This window comes from Amycolatopsis viridis (assembly GCF_011758765.1).
GTDB lineage: Bacteria > Actinomycetota > Actinomycetes > Mycobacteriales > Pseudonocardiaceae > Amycolatopsis_E > Amycolatopsis_E viridis.
Genome location: NZ_JAANOU010000001.1, coordinates 4,933,875 through 4,951,932 on the forward strand (window position 1 = coordinate 4,933,875; position 18,058 = coordinate 4,951,932).

15 protein-coding genes are annotated in these 18,058 nt (G+C 73.9%); 4 read left to right on the forward strand and 11 right to left on the reverse strand.

Annotation, left to right across the window (positions count from 1 at the left end):
- Positions 1–36 precede the first annotated feature (36 nt).
- Positions 37–1,011 carry a neutral zinc metallopeptidase gene (locus FHX46_RS24425; protein WP_167119449.1) on the forward strand — a complete coding sequence of 325 codons (975 nt, stop codon included), beginning with the start codon at positions 37–39 and terminating at the stop codon, positions 1,009–1,011.
- Here the strand turns inward: FHX46_RS24425 and FHX46_RS24430 are convergent.
- The 4 genes from FHX46_RS24430 to FHX46_RS24445 all read right to left on the reverse strand — a co-directional run bounded on the left by FHX46_RS24430 (position 1,004) and on the right by FHX46_RS24445 (position 9,107).
- The gene (locus tag FHX46_RS24430; RefSeq protein ID WP_167119452.1) at positions 1,004–1,462 is read right to left on the reverse strand and encodes a hypothetical protein; all 459 of its coding nucleotides are present in this window, start codon (positions 1,460–1,462) and stop codon (positions 1,004–1,006) included. The genes FHX46_RS24425 and FHX46_RS24430 overlap by 8 nt on opposite strands.
- A 52-nt stretch (positions 1,463–1,514) precedes the next feature.
- Positions 1,515–2,516 carry a potassium channel family protein gene (locus FHX46_RS24435; RefSeq protein WP_243871825.1) on the reverse strand — a complete coding sequence of 334 codons (1,002 nt, stop codon included), beginning with the start codon at positions 2,514–2,516 and terminating at the stop codon, positions 1,515–1,517.
- 65 nt (positions 2,517–2,581) lie between these two features.
- Complete coding sequence (locus FHX46_RS24440; RefSeq protein ID WP_167119458.1) at positions 2,582–5,839, reverse strand: ATP-dependent helicase; 3,258 nt, start codon at positions 5,837–5,839, stop codon at positions 2,582–2,584.
- Between the two features lie 52 nt (positions 5,840–5,891).
- On the reverse strand, positions 5,892–9,107 hold the full coding sequence (locus tag FHX46_RS24445; protein ID WP_390622639.1) for an ATP-dependent helicase: 3,216 nt from the start codon (positions 9,105–9,107) through the stop codon (positions 5,892–5,894).
- A gap of 59 nt (positions 9,108–9,166) precedes the next feature.
- Here FHX46_RS24445 and FHX46_RS24450 point away from each other — a divergent pair, with 59 nt between their 5' ends.
- The gene (locus tag FHX46_RS24450) at positions 9,167–9,454 is read left to right on the forward strand and encodes an MGMT family protein (protein ID WP_167099782.1); all 288 of its coding nucleotides are present in this window, start codon (positions 9,167–9,169) and stop codon (positions 9,452–9,454) included.
- A 22-nt stretch (positions 9,455–9,476) separates the two neighbouring features.
- Here FHX46_RS24450 and FHX46_RS24455 read toward each other — a convergent pair whose 3' ends face one another.
- Positions 9,477–10,286: a uroporphyrinogen-III synthase gene (locus tag FHX46_RS24455; protein WP_167119464.1), complete on the reverse strand. Its 810-nt coding sequence runs from the start codon at positions 10,284–10,286 to the stop codon at positions 9,477–9,479.
- Positions 10,279–11,244, reverse strand: coding sequence for a helix-turn-helix transcriptional regulator (locus tag FHX46_RS24460; RefSeq protein ID WP_167119467.1), 966 nt, complete (start codon positions 11,242–11,244; stop codon positions 10,279–10,281). The genes FHX46_RS24455 and FHX46_RS24460 overlap by 8 nt, the downstream gene beginning before the upstream one ends.
- A 61-nt stretch (positions 11,245–11,305) precedes the next feature.
- Between FHX46_RS24460 and FHX46_RS24465 the strand changes: the two genes are divergently transcribed.
- Positions 11,306–11,698 carry a DUF3224 domain-containing protein gene (locus tag FHX46_RS24465; protein WP_167119470.1) on the forward strand — a complete coding sequence of 131 codons (393 nt, stop codon included), beginning with the start codon at positions 11,306–11,308 and terminating at the stop codon, positions 11,696–11,698.
- The gene (locus tag FHX46_RS24470; RefSeq protein ID WP_167119474.1) at positions 11,698–12,819 is read left to right on the forward strand and encodes a DNA glycosylase AlkZ-like family protein; all 1,122 of its coding nucleotides are present in this window, start codon (positions 11,698–11,700) and stop codon (positions 12,817–12,819) included. Before FHX46_RS24465 ends, FHX46_RS24470 begins: the two co-directional genes overlap by 1 nt.
- Here the strand turns inward: FHX46_RS24470 and FHX46_RS28925 are convergent.
- The 5 genes from FHX46_RS28925 to nirB are packed head-to-tail and all read right to left on the reverse strand — an operon-like array spanning position 12,816 to position 18,052.
- Positions 12,816–13,334, reverse strand: a complete 519-nt coding sequence (locus tag FHX46_RS28925) for a VOC family protein (RefSeq protein ID WP_167119476.1) — start codon at positions 13,332–13,334, stop codon at positions 12,816–12,818. The two genes, FHX46_RS24470 and FHX46_RS28925, sit on opposite strands and share 4 nt — an antisense overlap.
- Positions 13,335–13,366: 32 nt before the next feature.
- On the reverse strand, positions 13,367–14,056 hold the full coding sequence (locus FHX46_RS24480; protein WP_167119479.1) for a sirohydrochlorin chelatase: 690 nt from the start codon (positions 14,054–14,056) through the stop codon (positions 13,367–13,369).
- Entirely contained in the window at positions 14,053–15,165 is a 1,113-nt protein-coding gene (locus tag FHX46_RS24485; protein ID WP_167119482.1) for a uroporphyrinogen-III synthase, read from the reverse strand. Before FHX46_RS24485 ends, FHX46_RS24480 begins: the two co-directional genes overlap by 4 nt.
- Entirely contained in the window at positions 15,162–15,512 is a 351-nt protein-coding gene (gene nirD, locus FHX46_RS24490; RefSeq protein ID WP_167119487.1) for a nitrite reductase small subunit NirD, read from the reverse strand. Before nirD ends, FHX46_RS24485 begins: the two co-directional genes overlap by 4 nt.
- Positions 15,509–18,052, reverse strand: a complete 2,544-nt coding sequence (nirB, locus tag FHX46_RS24495) for a nitrite reductase large subunit NirB (protein ID WP_167121646.1) — start codon at positions 18,050–18,052, stop codon at positions 15,509–15,511. Before nirB ends, nirD begins: the two co-directional genes overlap by 4 nt.
- Positions 18,053–18,058 lie beyond the last annotated feature (6 nt).

Consider the following 18,058-nt stretch of genomic DNA (forward strand, 5'->3'; position numbering starts at 1 on the left):
CCGGACCGGTCCGGGCGCTGGCTATGCTGGCGCCCGATGACGCCTCCGCCGCAGCGCCCCCGGGAACCGTTGCCGCCGCCCTCCTCGGCGCCGCGGCACCGGGCACGTCGGCGTTCCACGCGGCCGGTCACCGCCTTCGCGCTGAGCGCCGTGGCGGTGCTGCTCGCGGGTCTGGTGGTCTTCGTCGCGGTCCGCGCCGGTTCGGGCTCGCCCACCACCACCGCCGCACCACCGGCGACCGCGGTCAGCGGCGGCAACGCGGCGGGCGCGGCCACCAGTGCCCCGGACGGCGAGAAGATCCTCGCGCTCGCGGACCACCCGATCCTGCAGAACCCGGACGACGGGCTCCGGAACCTGGCCTGTGAGCTGCCCGGCTGGCACAGCGACCAGTCCTCGGCCGAGGCCTTCTTCACCGCCGCCGACGAGTGCCTCAACCAGGCGTGGGGCGACTTCCTCCGGCAGCACCACCTGCCGTTCACCCCGCCTGCCCTGCACTTCCCCACCGGCACCCACTTCACCACCGCGTGCGGCACGATCGCGGTCAGCGTGGCGACCGCGGCCTACTACTGCGACGACAACCTCTACGTCCCCTTCCGCGGCCTGCAAACCGACCAGTACGGCGACAACCCGGGCGTGTACCTGGCGCTGTTCGCGCACGAGTACGGCCACCACGTGCAGGAGGTGGCCGGGATCATGGACGCGGTGTGGCAGCAGATCTACGCCGTGGGGCAGAACACGCCGGCCGGGCTGGAGCTGTCCCGGCGCAAGGAGCTCCAGGCCCAGTGCTTCTCCGGGATGTTCCTCGGCGCCGTGGTCGGCCAGGGCGGTTCGGTGACCCGGGACATGTACGCGAAGGCGTGGCGGGACCAGGACAGCCGCGGCGACAACACCTCGGGCAGCAACGACCACGGCACCAACGCGCACTACGCCCAGTGGTGGCGAACCGGCGCCCAGTTCAACCGCATCGCGAAGTGCAACACCTTCGCCGCGCCCGCCTCCGCGGTCAGCTGACGCCGGCCGCCGCGTCCCGGCGTGGGCCGCGGCGCACCAGGAACGCGTAGGTTCCCCCGCCGAGGCAGCTCAGCGCGAGCAGCGCGAGCCCGACCGGGCGGCGCACACCGTCGTGACCGGTCACCACGTCGGCCAGGTGGACCTGGATGTCCTGGGTGTCACCGTCCCCGGCGGAGGCCGGCACGGTGACGTCGACGCGGTCGTTCGGGTCGTGCCCGCACGCGTCCAGCGTGCCGGTGCGCTTCCGGCCGTCCAGGGTGATCTCCACCGTCTCCTGCGGGTCGGCCGCCGAGCACTCCGCGCCCTTCGTGACGGTGGCCTGCGCGACCGTGCCCTGCGCGGCGGACGCGGTGCCCAGCACGCCCGGGCCCGCCCACCACACGGCGGTCACGATGGCGATGCCGACGACCACGGCGACGGCGACGGTGTTCCAGCGCAGCACGGCTCCCATGCTCCCAGACGGCCGGTGGGATGCCCACCCGCCCGCGGGTGGGCCGGATCTCTCACTCGACCTGTTCTGCAGGGGTCACTTTCCGCACATACAGCAGCCGGTCGCCCGGCTCGATGGCGTCCACCGCCGGCGAGTCCACCCGGTGCAGCTGCCCGCCACGCACCACGCCGAGCACGATGTCCGGCAGGTGCCGGGGCGAGCCGCCCTCCTCGGACTTCTCCGCGGGCCGCTCGGCGATCGCCAGGCCGGACTCCGGGGTCAGCAGGTCCTCGAACATGTCGACGACCACCGGCGTGGACGTGGCCATGCCGAGCAGCCGTCCCGCGGTCTCGCTGGAGACCACCACCTGGTTGGCGCCGGACTGCTTGAGCAGGTGGACGTTCTCCGCTTCGCGCACCGACACCACGATGTGCGCGTCCGGCGCCAGCTCACGCGCGGTGAGCGTGGCCAGCACCGCGGAATCGTCCCGATCCGCGGCGACGACGACCGCGCGCGCCCGCTGCACCGCCGCCACCCGCAGCACGTCCGAGCGGGTGGCCGAGCCGTGCACCGTGACCAGGCCCATCGCGGCGGCCGCGTCCAGCGCCTGCTGGTCGGTGTCCACCACGACGATCTTGTTCGGCTCGACGGCCTCGTCGCCGAGCAGCGTCTTGACAGCGGACCGGCCCTTCGTCCCGAACCCGACGACCACCACGTGGTCCCGCACCCTGGACCTCCACTTCTGAATCCGGAACGCCTGCCGTGACCGTTCGGTCAGCACCTCGAGCGTGGTGCCGACCAGGACGATGAGGAACAGCACCCGCAGCGGCGTGATCACCAGGACGTTGATCAGCCGGGCGGTGCTGGTCACCGGCGTGATGTCGCCGTAGCCGGTGGTCGAGAGCGAGACGGTCGCGTAGTAGAAGCAGTCCAGCAGCGACAGTCCGTCGTCGTTGACGTCGCGGTAACCGTCCCGGCCCAGGTAGACCAGGAACACGGCGGCCACCAGTGCGACCAGCGCCCACAGAACCCGTCTGCCGATGGATCGGATGGGGCTGACCGACGGCTCGGGCATCCGGACGACGCCGACGGGCGACGGGTCCGGTTCGTCCGCGACACGCACCCGCGGATCGTAAACGATCAACGTTCCCCCCGCCAGGGCTCCGGAACGCCGCGGAGCAGGTCCCGCAGGCCGTCGCCGTCCAGCAGGTCCACCGGGCGCACGGTGCGGTTCTCGCGCACGTAGTGGAAGGCTGCCCGCACCTTCTCCAGCGGGGTGCCGGACAACGACGCCCACGCCAGCCGGTAGGCCGCGAGCTGCACGGCGAGCGCCGCCATCCGGCCCTCCTCCGGCACCGCGCCGGTCTTCCAGTCCACGACGGTCCACCCGCCGTCCGGATCGGCGAACACCGCGTCCATCCGCCCGCGCACGGTCACCCCGTCCACCTCGGTGGAGAACGGCACCTCGACCTCGTGCGGGGTGCGCAGCGCCCAGTCGCCGCGGTCGAAGGCGTCCCGCAGCGCATCCAGCTCGTCGTCGCCGGCCTCGTCCGGGTCGGCGGCGCCGGGCAGCTCGTCGAGGTCGAACAGCCGGTCGCCGGCGAACCGGCGTTCCAGCCAGCCGTGGAACGCGGTGCCACGGCGCGCGAAGGTGTTCGGCGGAACCGGCAGCGGCCGGCGCAGGCGGCGGGCCAGCGCGGCCGGGTCGGCGGCGAGCTCGACGAGCTGGCTCACCGACAGGTGGTCGGGCAGCGTGACCTGCTCCTGCGTACCGGCGCGGCTGGCGTACTCGGCCAGCAGGACGTCGGTGTCAGCGATCCAGCCGTCCGGGTCGTCGCTGTGGCCACCGTCGTCACTTTCGTCTCCGTCGTCGGTCTCCTCGCCCTCGGCCAGTGCGGTGCGCACCAGGTCGGCGCCCTCGGCCACCGCGTCGCGCCGCCCGGTCAGCGGATCGGACGGCCACTGCGCCGACCGGGCCTGGCTGACCAGCGGGTTCTCCTCGTCCGCGGGCGGTTCCGCGGCCCACGTGGCGATCTTGCCGATTCCCTCGCGGGCGAGCTCGCCGACCTCCAGCAGGAAGTCCGAAGGCCCCTTGGGACGGGTGCTCGTCTCGTTCCACCAGTGCCCGGAGACGAGGAGGGCGCGCTCGGACCGGGTGAGCGCGACGTAGCAGAGGCGGCGTTCCTCGTCCGCCTCGCGCTCGGCGAAGTCCTGCTCGTGGATCTCGAACGCCTCGGTGATCTCCTTGCGGTCCATGCCGTCGGACACGCGCAGCTTCGGCAGGTCCGCCGAGTCGCCGCGCAGCGCCGCCGGCAGCGAGGTGACGGTGCGCAGCCAGGACGAGGACCGGCGTTTGTTGGGGAACACCTCGCGGGCCAGGTGCGGCACTGCGACGACCTCCCACTCCAGCCCCTTCGCGGAGTGGACCGTGAGCACCTGCACCCGGTCCGGCAGGACCTCGACCTCACCGGGGGTGAGGCCGTCCTCGGCGTGCGCCGCCGTAGCCAGGTAGTCCACAAAGGACATCAGTGTGGCGTTCGGCGAGGTCTCGGCGAAGTCGGTGACCACGTCGGCGAAGGCGTCCAGGTGCGCCCGGCGGGCACTGCCGGGGCGGGCCTGGGCCTCGACGTCGAGCAGCAGCGTGCGCTCGACGTCGGCGACCAGCTCCGGCAGCGACTGGTCGAGGCGGCGGCGCAACGCGGCCAGCTCGTGGCCCAGCTCGCGGATCCGGCGGTAGCCCTCCGGCGAGTAACGCCTCGGGTCACCCGGGTCGTCGATGGCATCGATCAGGCCGGTCTGCTCGGCACGCTCGGCGAACAGACCGTCCATTCCGGACTCTTCGGTGGGTGGCGGCGCGGAGATCTCGTTGGCGCGCCGCCACAACGCGGCGAGGTCGGCGGCCGCCAGGCGCCAGCGGGCGCCGGTGAGCAGACGTGCCGCGGCGGTGCCGGCCAGCGGGTCGGCGAGCACGCGCAGGGTGGCGACGAGGTCGGCCACCTCGGGCTCGTCCAGCAGCCCGCCGAGGCCGACGACCTCCACCGGCAGGCCGCGGGCCCGCAGCTCGGCGGCGATCGGGGCCATGTCGGCGCGGCGCCGGACGAGAACCGCCGCGGTGGGCGGGGCGCCGTGTTCGGCCTGGTGGCCGAACCAGCGCTGGGCGAGCGCACCGGCGACCCACTCGCGTTCGGTGCGGATGTCCGGCAGCAGGGCGACCTCGATGTCGGCCGCGGGCGCGTCGTCCCGGGCCCGCAACCGTTCCACGCCGAGGCCGCGGGCACGCAGTGGTTCGGCGATGCCGTTGGCGAGCACCAGGACCTCGGCGGGGTTGCGGAAGCTGGTGAGCAGGCCGTACTCGTGAGCGGGCCGGAGACCGGTACGCGGGAAGTCGGTGGTGAAGCGGGGCAGGTTGGCCGCGCTGGCGCCGCGCCAGCCGTAAATGGCCTGGGCGGGGTCGCCGACCGCGGTGACCGGCATCGGCTCGTTCCCGGTGCCGCCGAACAGCGAGCGCAGCAGGATGCGCTGGGCGTGGCCGGTGTCCTGGTACTCGTCGAGCAGGACGGCGCCGTAGCGGGCGCGTTCGCCCTCGGCGACCTGCGGGTGACCGCTCGCCAGCGTCGCGGCGAGCGACATCTGGTCGGCGAAGTCGAGCGCGCCCTCCGCGCGTTTGCGGCGCTGGTACTCCTCGATGAGCGGGATGAGGGAGAGGCGGAAGGTCTGCGCCGCGATGATGTCGGTGAGGCTCTTCGGCATGGCCGCGCGCTGGCCCTTGGCTCGCGGGGCGCGTTCGATGAGGTCGCACAACCAGCGCGTGTAGCTCGCGAGCTGCTCCTCGGTGACCAGGTGCTCGCCGAGTTCGCCGGTGAGGGCCAGCAGCTGGGCCGTGACCGAGGCCGGCACGCGGTCGGTGTCCAGGTCCGCGTCCCAGGTGGACACCACCCGGTGGGCGAGCTGCCAGGAACTGGTCTCGGACAGCAGGCGGACGCCGGGCTGCACCGGGAGGCGGAGGCCGTGTTCGGCCAGCAGGCGGCCGGCGTAGGCGTGGTAGGTGAGCACGGTCGGCTCCCCGGCGAGCACCGCGGCCCGGCGCGCGCCGCCGGGGTCGAGGCGGTCGAGCAGGCCGGACCCGGCGAGGCGGCGCAGGCGGGCGCGGACCCGGTCGGCGAGCTGGCGGGCGGCCTTGCGGGTGAACGTGAGGCCCAGGACGCGATCCGGGGTGACGAACCCGTTGGCGACGAGCCACACCACCCGCGCGGCCATGGTTTCGGTCTTGCCGGCGCCCGCCCCGGCGACGACGAGCGCGGGCTCGATCGGCGCCGCGATGACCGCCGCCTGTTCCGGGGTCGGCGGGTGCAGGCCCAGCGCGTGCGCGACTTCGGCCGGGCTGGCCAGTTGCGTCATCGGGTTTCTCCCCCGGCTCGTGCCGCGGGCCGCGCGCTCCCGATGGCACCGGTCACGGCCCCGTCACCTGCCTGCCCTCCGGCCGCAACGGGCAGGTGCCCTTCGCCGGGCACCGGTCGCAGTCCGGGTTTTCCGTGGCGTCGTACTCCGGCCCGGTGGCGGACGCCGCGACCTTCCGCACGAGCTCGAGCCACTCGCGGCCGCTCTCCTCGTCCAGCGCGGGCTGTTCCCGCACCGCCGCGCCCGTCCGGTTGTGGGACTTCGCCAGGTAGACCAGCTTCGCGCCCCCCGGGCGCCGCGCATCGCCGAACGCTCCCAGCAACACCGACAGCTGGTAGGCCGCCAGCTGCGGGTTGAGCTCCGCGTCCGCGGCGCTGACCACGGTCTTCCCGGTCTTCAGGTCGACGATCACCGGGCGGCCGTCGCGGTCGTGCTCGAGCCGGTCGACCCGGCCACGCAACTTGACCAGCAACCCGTCCGACCCCACCGGCAGTTCGACCTCGATGTCCTGCTCGATGCCCATCTGCCGCAACTCGTGCCGGGACGTCTCCAGCCACGCCAGGAAGTTCCGCACCATCTGCTCGACCCGGTTCCGTTCCCGCCGCGAGAACCACGGCGCGCCCGCGTCGACCCTCGCCCACGCCTCGTCCAGCGCCCGGCGCAGCCCTTCCTCGTCCATGCCGCCCGCCGCGGCCTGCGCCAGCTCGTGCACCAGCGTGCCGGTGATCGCCGCGAGCTGGGCCGGGTCGCTGCCGCCGTGCCGCTCGATCAGCCACCGCAGCGGGCACTTCTTCAGAGTCTCCACAGTGGACGGGGAAATCCGGACGACGTCGCCGGTGGCGTAGAGCGGCGCGTGCGTCGACGGCTCGACCGTGCCGTACCACGAATCCGGGTGCGCGCCCGGTACCCCGGCCCGCGCCAGCCGCGCCAGCTGCCGCGCCGCCCTGGCCCGGCGCTCCGGCTCCACCTCCGGATCGCACACCGCCCGCCGCAGGTCACCGACCAGCTCGGCCAGCACCAGCGACCGCCCCGGCGGCTTGACCCGGGAGTCCAGCCCGGACTCGTCGGCGGTGTTCGCCTCCAGGTCGTCGACGAACCGGGAGGGCTGCTCGTCCTCCCCGATCACCGCGCTGACCAGCAACGTCCGCTTCGCCCGGGCGGCAGCGAGGTAGAACAGCCGCCGCTCCTCGGCGAGGATCGGCGCGGTGGCCGAGACGGTCTCCTCCTCCAGCCCGGACAGCAGGTCCACCAGCCGCTCGACCCCGAGCAGCGACCCCCGCAGCCGCAGGTCCGGCCAGCTGCCCTCCTGCACGTTCGCGACGGCCACCACCGTCCACTCGCGACCCGCGGCCCCGTGCGCGCTCAGCAGCGAAACGCCCGCACCGCGCATCGCCACCGGCGCCAGGCTGTCACCGGCGATGTTCTGCGCGGACAGGTAATCGGCAAAGGCCGCCACGCTCGCCCTCGGCAGCCGGTCGACGTAGGTGCCGGCGGCGTGGAACAGGGCCACCACCGCGTCCAGATCGCGGTCGGCCTGCGCACCGAGCGTGCCGCCACGCGCGGACAGCCGGACCCACCGCTTCTGCAGCCCGCTGTCCCGCCACACGTCCCACAGCACCTGCTCGACACCGGCGCCGCGCTCGATGGCCGCGCGGGCGGCGGCGATCAGCCCACCCACCCGGCGGATCGGTGCCGCCTCGCCCTCCGCGAGGCCGCCGAGCTTGTCGTTGTCCCGCAACACTTCCACGAGCAGCTCGTCGCTGGACCGCTCGCCACCGCCGGCCAGTTCCAGCCGGCGCAGACCGCGGCGCATCCGCCGCAGCGCCAGCGGATCCGCGCCGCCGAGCGGCGACGCCAGCAGCATCTCGGCGGTGTCGGCGTCCAGCAGGTCCGGATCACCGGCCACCCGCAGCACCGCGAGCAGCGGCCGGACGGCGGGCTGGCGGGCCAGCGGCAGCTCCTCCGCGGCGGACGCGATCGGCACCCCGGCAGCGCGCATCGCACGCTGCAACACGGGCAGCGACCGGGCCGGCGAACGCACCAGCACCGCCATGTCCGACCACGGCACCCCGTCGATCAGGTGCGCGCGGCGCAACTGGTCGGCGACCCAGCTCGCCTCCGCGGACGGCGTCGGCAGCAACCGCACCTTGACTTCACCCGGCTCGGACCCGGGATCGACGCTGATCGCGCGGTGCCGGTTGGCGCCCGGCAGGGTGGCGCCGAGCTTCCGCACCGCCTCGTGCACGGCCAGGCTCATCCGGTGCGTGCGGGTCAGTGTCACGGTGCGCGCGCCGTCGGCGTCGGCGCGGGTCAGCAGGTTCGGATCGGCGCCGCGGAAGGAAAAAATCGCCTGATCCGGGTCGCCGGCCACGACGAAGTCCTCGGCCGCCGTGCCGAGCAGCCGCAGCAGCCGGAACTGCAGGTGGTCCAGGTGCTGGGCGTCGTCGACGAACACGTGCCGGATCCGCGCCTGCTCCCGCGCCAGCAGGTCCGGATCGCCTTCCAGCTCGACGAGCGCGCTCGCGACCAGCTCGGCGGCGTCCAGGGCCGGTGAACCGGGCGCGCCCAGCGCGTTGCCGCCCGCGCCCTGCAACACGGTGACCTCTTCGTACTGGCGCCAGAAGAGGCCGGCGGCGACCCACTCCGGACGGTCCTTGCGGCGGCCGAGCTTGACCAGGTCCTCCGGGCCAAGGCCGCGCTCGGCGGCACGCAGCAGCAGGTCCCGCAGTTCCTCGGCGAACCCCGGTACGGCCAGCGCGGGACGCAGCTGCTCGGGCCAGTTCTCCGCGCCCTGCGCGAGGTCGCCGGCCAGCAGATCGCGGACCACCACGTCCTGCTCCGGGCTGGACAACAGCCGCGGCGCCGGCACGTCCTGCAGCCCGGCCTGCAGGCGCAGCAGCGAGAACGCGTACGAGTGGACCGTCCGCACGATCGGCTCCCGGATCGTGCGCGGCAACCCACCGCTCTCGCGGGCCGTGACGCGCCGCGTGATCTCGGCGCGCAGGGCGCCGGCGGCGCGGCGGGACGCGGTGAGCACCAGCAGGCTCTCCGGATCGGCACCACCCTGGATGCGGGCCGCGGCCGCGCTGGTGATCAGGGTGGTCTTGCCGGTGCCCGGGCCGCCGAGGACCCGGACGAACCCGCGCGGCGCCGCCAGCACCGCCCGCGCATCACCGTCCCAGAGCTCCGGGCGCGGCTCGGCGACGGGCGGCCGAACCAGCCGCGCGCCCGCCCGGGACCGGGTGCCCTCTCCGCTCACGTCTGGCATGGAATCACGACGGACCGACAGAACCACGCACCGGCACACCCTGGCGGTAGTTTGGTCACGTGGACGAGGAGCTGCACGAGCGGGTGCGCGAGGTGATCGCCACCGTGCCGCCGGGGAAGGTCGCCACCTACGGCGACATCGCGGCCGTCGCCGGAGCCCCGTCGCCGCGGATGATCGGCCGCGTCCTGTCCGAGGACGGCGCCGACCTGCCGTGGCACCGGATCCTGCGCGCCAACGGCACGCCCGCGCCGCACCTCGTGCACCGGCAGCTGGAGCTGCTGCGGGCCGAGGGCGTGCTGGCGGACGGGCAGAAGGTGGACCTGCGCACCTACCGCTGGCGGCCGTAGAGCCGCCGGCCCGGCCCCTGGGTCACCGGGTGCCCAGTTCCGCCACCAGCAGCTTGACCAGCGCACCGAGCCGCTGCCGCTCGGGTTGCCGCGTCGGGATGCCCGCCTCGGTGAATGGTGCCGCGGTCACCGGGCCGACGCATGCGCACACCACGTCCCCGCGCAGTGCGCGCACCAGCTCGTCGTAGCTGCCGCGCTCGCGGGCCAGCCGCAGCAGGTTCGCGCTGGCCGGGGCGCTGGTGAACGCCAGTGCCCGCACCGCGCCGCCGAGCACCCCGTCGAGCAGTTCGTGTGCCGGGCGCAGGTCGGCGGGCCACTCCCACCGGTACGGCTGCACCTCGGTCACCCGCGCCCCGGCGCCGCGCAACGGCTCGGTGTGTTCCGGCAGCGGCGAGCCGTGCAGCTGGACCGCCAGCCGCGCGCCGGTCACCCCGGCGGCCAGGATGTGCCGGAACAGCTCGCGGTTGCTCTCGCCCGGCGCGGCCCACTCCTCGGTCAGGCCCATCCCGCGCACCGCACCCGCGCCTTTCGGTCCGCGGACGAAGATCCGGGCCCGGCCCAGCGAGGCGAGCAGCTCGTCGCGCAGCCCCCAGCCCTCGGCGGCCTCGATCCAGCCGCGGAACCCGGCGCCGGTGGTGACCGCCAGGAGGTCCAGCGGCTCGGCCAGGACCTCCTGGGTGGCCGCGCGCAGCCGGTCATCGCCGGACAGCGGCACGATGTGGATCAACGGCGCGTGCCGCACGGTCGCGCCGTGCCGTTCCAGCGCCCCGATGAACTCGCCGGCCCGCCGCTCCGCGGTCACCCCGATCGTGACGCCACTCAGCTCACCCATAGATCGCACCCATCCGGCCGACGGCCGCCGCCACCTGGTCGCGCAGGTCCGCCGGCTCCAGCACCTGCAGCTCGGGCCCGAACCGCAGCAGCTCGCCGAGCGCGGGCGCGCCCGGTTCGACCGGCAACTCCACGCGCAACCACCCGTCCTCGTCCGGGGTTCCGCGGCACTCGCGCAGGGCGCGGGCGCCGACCGCCCCGAGGTAGAACGGTACGAGGTCGCGGCCCAGCGGGGACAGCCGCACCACGGCGACGCGCGGGTACATCCGCCGCTCGAACTGCTCGGACCACTCCCGCCAGTACCCGGTGAGGTCGAAGTCCGCCGGGCGCTCGAACACCGCTCCGGGTTCCACCGAGAGGATGCGGGACACCCGGTAGGTGCGGATCGCCCCCTCGCAGCGGGCGGCGAGGTACCAGTTCCCGGCCTTGAGGATCAGCCCGAGCGGCTCCAGCACGCGGTTCGTCTCGCTGTGGTCCCACCGCTGGTAGCGCACGGACACCCGCCGCGAATCCCACACCGCCTGCGCCACCCCGGCCAGCAGCGGCAGGCTTTCGATGCCGCGGAACCAGCCGGGCACGTCGAGCACGAACCGCTCGGCGACCTTCCCCGCGCGGCTGCGCAGTTCCTCCGGCAGCGCGGCGTACAGCTTGAGCTGCGCGGCGGTCAGCACCGTGCCCAGGCCCAGCTCGGCGGCCGCGTCCGGCAGCCCGGCCAGCGGGAGCGACTGGGCCTCCTCCCCGGTCAGGCCGGTCAGGCGGGTGCGGTAGCCGTCGAGCAGCCGGTAGCCACCGGCCCGGCCGCGCTCGGCGTAGACCGGCACACCGGCGGCCGACAGCGACTCGATGTCGCGGTACACGGTCCGCACCGACACCTCGAGCTCCGCGGCCAGCTCGTCGGCGGTCATCCGGCCGCGGCTCTGCAACAGCAGCAGCACCGACAGCAACCTGCTCGCACGCATGGGTCCAGTATTCCGCGAATACCTGACAGAAGATGTCAGTTCGAGGTCGCACAGTGGGGACATGACGAACACTTTCACCATGCGCAGCTGGGACGAGAAGGTCGTGAGCGGCCCGGGGGACGGCCCGCGGTACGCCCACGCGCACGCCACCTTCACCTACTCGGGTGTCATCGAGGGCGAGTCGGCGTGCGACTACCTGCTGTACTACCCGGGCGAGGGCTACACCGGCAGCACGCAGACCGCGCCGGGGTTCGAACGGATCGAGGGCACCGTGGACGGCCGGAAGGGCAGCTTCGTGATCCGGCACGAGGTGGCCTACGGCGCCGAGGGCATCCAGGGCACGTTCACCGTGGTCGAGGGCTCGGGCACCGGCGAGCTGGCCGGGATCACCGGCAGCGGCACGATCGGCGGGGCGAGCGAAACCGTGTCCTACACCTTCGACCACCGGTTGTGATGCTGGAGGTCGATCGCGAGCAGGTGCTCGCCCACCGGATCGCGGCGCAGGGACTGCACCGCGAGGAGGCGGACGCGGCCGCGCTGGCCGTGTTCGACCTCGGCCTGCAGAGCACGCAGCGCGACACCGCGGCGATCTCGCTCGCGGCGCGCCTGCCCGGCCCGGTCACCGAGGAGTCCTTCGCCGACGATCCGCGGTTCGTGCTGGCCTGGACGCACCGCGGAGCGCCGCACTTCCACCGCGCCACCGAGATCGGGCAGGTCACCGCCGCGCTGGTCCCGCTCGGCGAGGACGACGCGATGGCGCGGATGGGCTGGCAGCGCAAGCAGGTCGAGGCGGCCGGGATGAGCGCCACCGACAGCCTGTTCACCGCGGCGAAGGCGATCCGCAAGGTCGTCACGCGCACGATGACCAAGGGCGCGGTGAGCGAGGCGGTCACCAGGATCATCCCGGACGGGTTGTCCTACTGGTGCCGCGGCTGCCAGGCCACCCACATCCTGGAGCAGCTCATGCGGCTCGCGGCGATCCACGGCGGCGCGCGGCTGGAGGCCGCCGCCCAGCCCGCGACGCTGGCGCCGCTGACCGGCCGTCCGCGGATGCGCACCACGCCGGACCCGGCGGCCGCGACCGCGGTCGTCCGCGACTACCTGCGGCTGCACGGCCCGGCCACGCCGTCCGAGGCCGCCGACTTCGTCGGCACGAAGGTGGCGGTGGCGCGGCGGATGTGGCCGGACGATCTGGCGGAGGTGCGTGTGGCGGGCCGCACCGCGTACCTCCCCGAGTCCGATGTGGACGCGCTGGCGGACCCGCCGGAGCCGGACCTGGTGCGGTTGCTGCCACCGTGGGACCCGTTCCTCCAGTCGCGGGACCGGGCCCTGCTGGTGCCGGACCGGGCGCGGCAGAAGGAGGTCTGGCGGATCCTCGGCAACCCGGGTGCGCTGCTCGCCGGCGGCGAGGTGGCCGGCGTGTGGCGGACCAAGGGCAGCGGCCGGAAGCGGCTGGACTTCACGATCACCGCGTTCGATCCGCTGCCGCCCCCGGCACGCGCGGCGGCGGAAGCGGAAGCCGAGCGCGTCGCGGCGGCTCGTGGTTTCGCGGACCTGCGGATCACCTGGTCCTAGGCCGGGGTGGCGATTTGGATGAGGTTGCCGCAGGTGTCGTCGAAGACGGCGGTGGTCACCGGGCCCATCTCGGTCGGCTCCTGGGTGAACCGGACGCCCAGGGAGCGCAGCCGCTCGTACTCGGCGCGCACGTCGTCGACCGTGAACATCGTGAACGGGATCCCGTCGGCGACGAGCGCGTCCCGGAACGGCTTCGCCGCCGGATGACCGCTCGGTTCGAGGAGCAGTTCGGTACCTTCCGGGTTGTCGGGTGACACCACGGTGAGCCACCGCGCCCCGCCCGCGGGCACGTCGTGCTTCTTCACGAAACCCAGGCGGTCTCGCAGCACCTCGACGTGCTGGAGGCCGCCGGACTGGTGGAGATCAGGCGAGACCGCCTGCCGCGACGACGTGAGGCCGTGGTTGGTCGCCAGCCGGCCGCAGATCTCGAAGAGCGTCTGTCCATCCCGGACGGTCAGTTCGTCGAGGATCGTCCGCCGGGTGGGATCGGCCAAGGCCTTGAAGACGTCACCCACGGCGTCACGATAGGCAAGTCGTCGCTTGCCTGTCAACCCGGCGCGTCCCCGGTGAGAGTGAACTGCCGCCGCGCCCGCCGGTAGCGGGCCAGCACCAGGCCCACCACATCCGGGTGCACGCCCAGCGGGTCCGCGACCACGTCCGCACCGGCGTCGGCCACCCTGCGCTGGAACAGGCCCGGCGCCAGCAGCCACGACGCCACCGCCACCCGACGTCCGCGGGCCCGCGCGACGACGTCGGCGATCGCCGGCCGAGCCGTGGCCGCGTAACCGACCTGCACGGAGACGCCGAGCAGCGCGCCCAGCGTGTCCGCGGCGAAGCGCACCTCGGCCAGCGCACCCGGGTCGCTGGATCCGGCCGCGGCCAGCACGACGGCGTCACCTGCGCGGTAACCCGCCTGCTCGAGCCGGTCCCGCAGCACCCCGATCAGTTCCGGCGCCGGGCCGAACGGTTCGGCCACGACGGCGTGGCGGTGCCGGCTCGCCGCGATCTGCGCCGGAATGTCCGTGCGCACGTGGTAGCCGGACGCGAGGAACGCCGGGACGACGACCGCCTGGCAGCCGCGCACCGAGTCCAGCACGGTCGTTACGTCGGGCTGCCGGACGTCGGCATAGGCCACCCGCACCGGCACCGGTGCCGCGGCCCGCACCCGGTCCGCCAGTTGCTCGATCACCCGCGCCCCCCGCGGGTCGCGGGTGCCGTGGGCCGCCAGCACGATCATCGTTCCACCGCCAGCCGGTATCCGCGCTTCACCACGGTCTGCACGAGCCTCCCTTCGCCGAGCGAGGTGCGCAGCCGCCCGATCGCGGTCTCCACCGCGTGTTCCGCGCCGCCCCCGGGCAGCGCCGAGGCCAGCTCCCGGCGCGACACCACCCGCCCCGGTTCGCGGGCCAGCGCCCGCAGCACCGCCATCGGCGCGGGTGCCACCTCGCACAGCTGACCGTCCACAATGGCCGCCTGCCCGCGCAGCTCGAGGCACCGGCCGGCGGCGCGCAGTTTCGGCGACCGCTCGGCCAGGGCCTGCGCCACCACCCGCGCGAGCGCCCCGATGCGGGCCCGCTCGGGCTGGACCGCCGGGATCCCGGCCGCGGCCAGCGGTGCGGCCGTGACCGGGCCGACGCACGCCACCAGCACCCGGTGCGTCAGCGCGTCGACCAGCCCGGCCAGCCGCCCGGTGCGCCTGGCCACCGCCAGCGTGCTCGCCGCCGCCGGTGCGCTGGTGAACGGCAGCGCATCGACCGCACCGTCCAGCACCGCGTCGATCAACCGGTCCAGCGGGCCCGGATCGGCCGGCCCGACCCAGCGGTAGACCGGCACCTGGATGACCTCGGCCCCGGCCTCCCGCAGGGCCTCGGCGAAGTACGGCAGCGGCTCGCCGTGCAGCTGCACCGCGATCCGCCGGCCCGCCACGCCGGACTCCAGCAGGTGCTGGAGCAGCTCGGCGCTGCTCTCCGACGCCGGCGCGTAGCTCTCCGACAGGCCGGCCGCCCGGATCGCGCCCCGGGCCTTCGGGCCGCGGGCCAGCAGTGCCGCCGTGCCGAGCCGGTCGACGAGCTCCTCGCCCAGCCCCCATCCCTCGGCCGCCTCGACCCAGCCGCGGAACCCGATCCCGGTGGTCGCCACGACCACGTCCACCGGTTCCGCCAGCAGCCGTTCGGTCGCGGCGCGCAGCTCGGTGTCGTCGGCGAGCGGCACGATCCGGATGGCCGGCCCGTACCGCACCGTCGCACCCTTGCGCACCAGCAGCGCGCCGAGCTCGTCCGCGCGGCGGGCCGCGGTGATGCCGACCGCGAACCCGGTGAGCGGCAGGGTTCCGGAAGCCTCGATCATGCTTGGAGGTACACCACGCCCTCGACCACCCGCACCGGGTAGGTGCGCACGGCCACCGTCTCGTCGTCCAGGCAGTACCCGGTGGCCAGCTCGAACCGGTGCTTCAGCATGGGCGACGCGACGTGCGGCACGCCGCGGACGTCACCGACGATCCCCCGCGACAGCACGGCAGCCCTGGTGAACGGATCCATATTGGACAGGGCGTGTACCTCGCCGGTCGCCGTGCGGAAGATCGCCACCTGCCTGCCGCCGGGCAGCAGGGCGGCCACGCCGCGGCCGGGAACGAGCCGGTCGACCGGGCAGATCTCCACGACGCCCGTCGCGTGCTTCTCCTCCACCGCGGTCATCGCGGCACCACCTCCGGGACACCCAGCAGGACGGGCACTTTCTGCTCGCGTTCCGCGCGGAACGAGATCGTCGGGTCGGGCACGCCCGGCGCGTTGACGAACGAGGTGAACCGGGCGAGCTTCTCCGGGTCCTCCAGCACGCCGCGCCACTCGTCGGCGTAGTTCGCCACGTGCTTGGCCATCGCGGCGTCCAGCTCGTCGCAGATGCCGAGCGCATCGTCGACGACGACCGCCCGCAGGTGGTCCAGCCCGCCGTCCATCTCCTCGATCCACGGCGCGGTGCGCTGCAACCGGTCGGCGGTGCGGACGTAGAACATCAGGAACCGGTCGAGGTAGCTGATCAGCGTGTCCTTGTCCAGGTCGGACGCCAGCAGCCCGGCGTGCCGGGGCAGCGCGCCGCCGTTGCCGCCGACGTAGAGGTTCCACCCCTTCTCGGTGGCGATCACGCCGAAGTCCTTGCCGCGGGCCTCGGCGCACTCCCGGGCACAACCGGAGACGCCGGCCTTGAGCTTGTGCGGTGAGCGCAGGCCCCGGTAACGCAGCTCCAGTTCGATCGCCAGGCCGACGCTGTCCTGCACGCCGTAACGGCACCAGGTGGACCCGACACACGATTTCACGGTGCGCAGCGACTTGCCGTAGGCGTGCCCGGACTCCATCCCCGCGTCCACCAGCCGCTTCCAGATGAGCGGCAGCTGGTCCACCGTCGCGCCGAACAGGTCGATGCGCTGCCCGCCGGTGATCTTGGTGTAGAGCCCGAATTCCTCGGCGACCTCGGCGATCACCTTCAGCTTCACCGGGGTGATCTCGCCGCCGGGGATGCGCGGCACGACCGAGTAGGTGCCGTTGCGCTGGAGGTTCGCCAGGAAGTGGTCGTTGGTGTCCTGCAGCGCGGCCTGCTCGCCGGCCAGCACGTGGCCGCCCGTGCGGTCGGTCGTGTCGAGCGTGGCGAGGATCGAGGCGACGGCCGGTTTGCAGATCTCGCAGCCGGCGCCGGTGCCGTGCCGGGCGATCAGCTCGCCGAACGTGGTGATCCGGGTGGCGCGGACGATCTGGAACAGCTCCTGCCGGGAGTGGGTGAAGTGCTCGCACAGCGCCGTCGACTGCTCGACCCCGCAGACGTCCAGCAGCTTCGTCAGCATCGGCACGCACGACCCGCAGGTGGTGCCGGCCTTGGTGCAGCCCTTGATCTTCGCGACGCTGTCACAGCCCTGGTGCACGATCGCGTCGGTGATCGCGCCCTTGCTCACCGCGTTGCACGAGCAGACCTGCGCCTCCTCGGGCAGCGCCTCCACACCCACCGCGCCCGAGGCGCCCTCGGGGGCGAGCATCGCCGCCGGGTCCGCCGGCAGCGGGCTGCCGACCAGCGGGCGGAGCAGGGTGTAGGCGCTCGCGTCACCGACCAGGACACCGCCCAGCAGCAGGCGCTTGCCATCCGAGTCCGCTTCGGACACGACCAGCTTCTTGTAGTAGCCGCCGACCGCGTCGGAGAGCACAACCTCGGCCGAGTTCTCGGTGGCGCCGTGGGCGTCGCCGAAGCTGGCCACATCCACGCCCATCAGCTTGAGCTTGGTGGACAGGTCCGCGCCGGGGAATTCGCCGGACCGGCCGAGCAGCTGCGCGGCGACGATCTCGGCCATCGTGTAGCCGGGGGCGACGAGACCGTAGCACCGGCCCCCGACCGCGGCGCACTCGCCGACCGCCCAGATGTCCGGATCGCTGGTGCGGCACGAGGAGTCCGTGACGATCCCGCCGCGCTCGCCGACCTCGAGGCCGGCCGAGCGGGCCAGCTCGTCGCGGGGCCGGACACCGGCGGAGAACACCACCAGGTCCAGGTCCAGCTCGGTGCCGTTGGTGAGGGTGGTGACGAGCCGGTCGCCGTCCGGCTCGATCCGCTCCGCCGACGTTCCGGTGTGGACCGTCAGGTCGAGGTCGGTGACCAGCTTGCGCAGCAGCCGTCCGCCGCCGTCGTCGACCTGGATCGGCATGAGCCGCGGCGCCATCTCGACCACGTGCGGGGACAGGCCCATGTCCCGCAGCGCCTTGGCCGCCTCCAGCCCGAGCAGGCCGCCGCCGACCACCATCGCGGCCGCGCGGCCGCGCCGGGTCGCCTTCGCCCGCTCCACCGCGGCGCGGATCGCGTCCAGGTCCTCGATCGTGCGGTAGGCGAAGCAGCCCGGCAGGTCGTGCCCGGGCACCGGCGGCACGAACGGACGCGACCCGGTGGCCAGCACCAGCGCGTCGTAGGGCTGCACGTGCCCGGCAGCCGTGGTGACCTGCTTCGCGGCGCGGTCCACCACGGTCACCGGGTCACCGAGCCGCAGCCCGACCAGGTCGTCGCCCGCGTAGTCCGACCCGGGCAGGGTGATCGCCTGGGCGTCCCAACCGTCCACGTAGGAGGTCAGGGCGACCCGGTCGTAGGCCGGGCGCGGCTCCTCGGCGAGCACAACCACCCGCCAGGTGCCCGCGGTGTCCGCGTCCCGCAGAGCCGCCACCAGGCGGTGGCTCACCATGCCGTTGCCGACGACGACGAGTGTGCGCATCACCGA